Origin of the sequence: Streptomyces sp. SM1 (assembly GCF_002910825.1) — a bacterium.
GTDB lineage: Bacteria > Actinomycetota > Actinomycetes > Streptomycetales > Streptomycetaceae > Streptomyces > Streptomyces okerensis.
In genome coordinates, this window is record NZ_NEUB01000418.1 from 1 (window position 1) to 3,091 (window position 3,091).

5 protein-coding genes are annotated in these 3,091 nt (G+C 70.8%); 4 read left to right on the forward strand and 1 reads right to left on the reverse strand.

Annotated features, from left to right (window positions below; all coding sequences use genetic code 11):
• Nucleotides 1-440: hypothetical protein (locus B9S61_RS10505; protein WP_103542018.1), on the reverse strand; the 440-nt coding region annotated here is incomplete at its 3' end.
• Between the two features lie 219 nt (nt 441-659).
• Here B9S61_RS10505 and rimP point away from each other — a divergent pair.
• The 4 genes from rimP to B9S61_RS10525 all read left to right on the forward strand — a co-directional run.
• Nucleotides 660-1,190 carry a ribosome maturation factor RimP gene (gene rimP / locus B9S61_RS10510; protein WP_103542019.1) on the forward strand — a complete coding sequence of 177 codons (531 nt, stop codon included), beginning with the start codon at nt 660-662 and terminating at the stop codon, nt 1,188-1,190.
• Between the two features lie 2 nt (nt 1,191-1,192).
• Nucleotides 1,193-2,227, forward strand: coding sequence for a transcription termination factor NusA (gene nusA / locus B9S61_RS10515; protein WP_103542020.1), 1,035 nt, complete (start codon nt 1,193-1,195; stop codon nt 2,225-2,227).
• Between the two features lie 101 nt (nt 2,228-2,328).
• Complete coding sequence (locus B9S61_RS10520) at nt 2,329-2,649, forward strand: YlxR family protein (protein WP_103542021.1); 321 nt, start codon at nt 2,329-2,331, stop codon at nt 2,647-2,649.
• A gap of 148 nt (nt 2,650-2,797) precedes the next feature.
• The coding region (locus B9S61_RS10525; RefSeq protein ID WP_181007320.1) for a translation initiation factor IF-2 N-terminal domain-containing protein at nt 2,798-3,091 on the forward strand (294 nt) is incomplete at its 3' end.

Consider the following 3,091-nt stretch of genomic DNA (forward strand, 5'->3'; position numbering starts at 1 on the left):
AGTGCCTTCGTCCGCGCGCCGGCGAGCTCCCGCTCGGCGGCGGCGAGTTCGGCGAGGGCGTCCTTCTCCTTCACGGGCGCGGCGGCCGGGGAGGGCGCCGAAGGAGTCGCGCCGGCTCCGGACACCGAGGGGTACGGCGACGCCTTCGCCGTACCCCCGAACGCCTCCGCGTGCCGGACCACCTCCGCCCGCAGCGGCCGCAGCCGCTCCGCCAGCTTCGGGTGCGCGGCGAGGACCGCGTCGTACCGCGCGGCGAGGTCCTGGCTCTCCCGCGCCGCACGCGCGCGGGTCCGGTCGGCGGCCGAGGGACGGCTGCCGCCGGTGTCGGAGTTCTCGGAACCGGCGGAGCAACCCGCCACCAGCAGGGCCGCCGGCGCGGCGGCGAGCAGGCTCCTTCTGCGCGGCCCCGACCGGGCGCGCGGAGACGAGGTGAACGGCACGGCAGACGTCCTCGGGGGGCTCGTACGAACGTGGCGACGGAGGGGAAACGGAAAACGGACCGCTGGCCCGCGATCACGGTACCCGTGCGTCCGCCCCCCGGCGGTCAGCGGCACCCCCCGTGACCGGGGTGGACGGCAACACCCCCCGCGACCGGATACCCTTTGACCCAGACACGCGCACCGTCCCACAACAGCACACGCGGCCGAGGAGTCACCCGGATGAGCACCACCCAGAGCGAGAGGCTTCGAGAACTTCTGGAACCGCTCGTCAGCTCCCAGGGCCTGGATCTCGAAGAGATCGCCGTGGACTCGGTCGGCCGCAAGCGTGTGCTGCGCGTCACCGTCGACTCCGACACCGGTGCGGACCTCGACCGGATCGCCGATGTGAGCCGCGCGCTCTCGGCGAAGCTCGACGAGAGCGACGTGATGGGCAGCGCGGAGTACACCCTCGAGGTCGGAACCCCCGGCGCGGAGCGCCTCCTCACCGAGCGCCGCCACTACGTGCGCGCCACCGGCCGCCTCGTGCGGTTCCAGCTGGCCGACGGCGGCGAACTGGTCGCCAGGATCACCGCGGCCGACGACGACGGCCTCGACCTCGAGGTGCCCGGAGTCAAGGGCCGCAAGCCCACCGTGCGCAGACTCGCCTTCGACGACATCACCAGGGCGCGCGTCCAGGTCGAGTTCAACCGCAAGGACGACGCGTCCGACGTCAGGAACGACAGGAACGACAAGAAGGAAGAGGAGGCGTAATCGTGGACATCGACATGAGTGCTCTTCGGCTGTTGGTGCGGGAGAAGGAGATCTCTCTCGACCTGTTGGTCGAGGCGATCGAGTCGGCCCTCCTCATCGCCTACCACCGGACCGACGGCAGCCGCCGGCGCGCGCGCGTGGAGCTGAGCCGGGAGACCGGACATGTGACCGTGTGGGCGAAGGAGGACCCCGAGGACCTCGAGGAGGGCCAGGAGGCCCGCGAGTTCGACGACACCCCGTCCGGCTTCGGCCGTATCGCCGCCACCACGGCCAAGCAGGTCATCCTGCAGCGCCTGCGCGACGCCGAGGACGACGCGACGCTCGGCGAGTACGCCGGCCGCGAGGGCGACATCGTCACCGGAGTGGTCCAGCAGGGCCGCGACCCGAAGAACGTCCTGGTCGACATCGGCAGGCTGGAGGCCATCCTGCCCGTGCAGGAGCAGGTGCCCGGCGAGACCTACCCGCACGGCATGCGGCTGCGGTCGTACGTCGTCCGGGTGGCCAAGGGCGTACGCGGCCCGTCCGTCACCCTGTCGCGCACACATCCCAATCTGGTGAAGAAACTGTTCGCCCTGGAAGTGCCGGAGATCGCCGACGGCTCCGTGGAGATCTCCGCGATCGCCCGCGAGGCGGGCCACCGCACCAAGATCGCCGTCCGGTCCACCAGATCGGGTCTGAACGCCAAGGGCGCCTGCATCGGCCCGGTGGGCGGCCGGGTGCGCAGCGTCATGGGCGAGCTGAACGGTGAGAAGATCGACATCGTCGACTGGTCGGACGACCCGGCCGAGATGGTGGCGAACGCGCTGTCGCCGGCCCGGGTCTCCAAGGTGGAGGTCGTCGACCTCGCCGCCCGGTCCGCCCGGGTCACCGTGCCGGACTACCAACTGTCCCTGGCGATCGGCAAGGAGGGGCAGAACGCCCGCCTCGCCGCCCGTCTGACCGGCTGGCGGATCGACATCCGGCCGGACACGGAGCAGGCCGGGGAGCGGACCGGGGAACAGGCCCGGGACCGGGCCGGGGAACACACCGGGGAATAGATCCAAGCCGCGGTCCGCTGAGATCACGACAGCTTTGTCCGCGGCGCTGTTCGATTCTTGCCCCAGGGGGGTGAGGTCGGTCCGGGGAGGTAGACTAGGGAGTGTCTGGCCGGACACGTGCTGGCGTATGCCCTGAGCGCACCTGCGTGGGGTGCCGGGAGCGAGCGGTCAAGAGCGAGCTGCTGCGGATCGTGGTGATCGAGGACGCGTGCGTCCCGGATCCTCGCGGTACGCTGCCCGGCCGGGGTGCGTATGTACACCCCGTCCCGGTCTGTCTCGACCAGGCGGTGCGCCGCAGGGCGTTTCCGAGGGCGCTGCGCGTCCCGGGACCGCTCGACGTAAAGGCGTTGCGCCACTACGTCGAGCAGGCACAAGGTTGCCGATCAGCGGCTGACACGTCCGCTGGACAGGCGACACGGTAAGAACTTGCCGTACGGAACCCCCCGTGCGGCCTGGTACCTCGCGAGTCGAAAGCAGGTCGAGATTGCGATGAGCACTCGATGAGTACGCGATGAGTACGCCCATGAACTAGCGACGGTCCGGACGCAACCCGGACCTCAGAGGAGCGAAGTGGCTAAGGTCCGGGTCTACGAACTCGCCAAGGAGTTCGGCGTGGAGAGCAAGGTCGTCATGGCCAAGCTCCAGGAACTCGGTGAGTTCGTCCGTTCGGCGTCTTCGACCATCGAAGCGCCCGTAGTACGCAAGCTGACAGACGCGTTCCAGCAGGGCGGGGGCAACGGCAAGTCCGCCGCGAAGCCCGGTGCCCCGCGGAAGGCGGCTCCCAGGCCTCCCGCGCCGTCTCCGGCGCAGGCGGCACGTCCGGGTCCGGCGGCCCCGAAGCCGCCGTCGGCACCCAAGCCCGCC

Coding starts and splice junctions, on each gene's coding strand:
- rimP (WP_103542019.1), top strand. CDS start 660: ATGAGCACCACCCAGAGCGAGAGGCTTCGAGAACTTCTGGAACCGCTC.